The following is a 389-nucleotide window of genomic DNA, read 5'->3' on the forward strand; positions in this document are numbered from 1 at the left end:
CTGAAAGCATCTAAGCGCGAAGCCCCCCTCAAGATGAGATTTCCCAGTATGTAAGACCCCTTGTAGACGACGAGGTTGATAGGTTCGAGGTGGAAGTGCGGCAACGTATGCAGCTGACGAATACTAATCGGTCGAGGGCTTAACCAAAACAATCCCAACCAAGTGAAGATAAGCTTTGTAGCGAATTCCGAATACTTGTTTGGGGCCCAGAAAACCTAAGCAAATGCTAACTTTACGTGAAGTTTCGTATCTAGTTTTCAAGGCGCAAACAAACGCTTTGACTGTTTGGTGATGATGGCGGAAGGGATCCACGCGTTCCCATCTCGAACACGACCGTTAAGCCTTCCAGCGTCGATGGTACTTGAACCGCAGGGTTCTGGGAGAGTAGA

2 rRNA genes are annotated in these 389 nt (G+C 48.6%); both read left to right on the forward strand.

The annotated features are described in order from the left end of the window. A 23S ribosomal RNA gene (locus AB4114_RS35960) occupies positions 1-147 on the forward strand; the annotation flags it as partial. 137 nt (positions 148-284) lie between these two features. Beyond that, positions 285-389, forward strand: a 5S ribosomal RNA gene (gene rrf, locus AB4114_RS35965); the annotation flags it as partial.

It is taken from the genome of Paenibacillus sp. 2RAB27 (assembly GCF_052115445.1).
GTDB lineage: Bacteria > Bacillota > Bacilli > Paenibacillales > NBRC-103111 > Paenibacillus_E.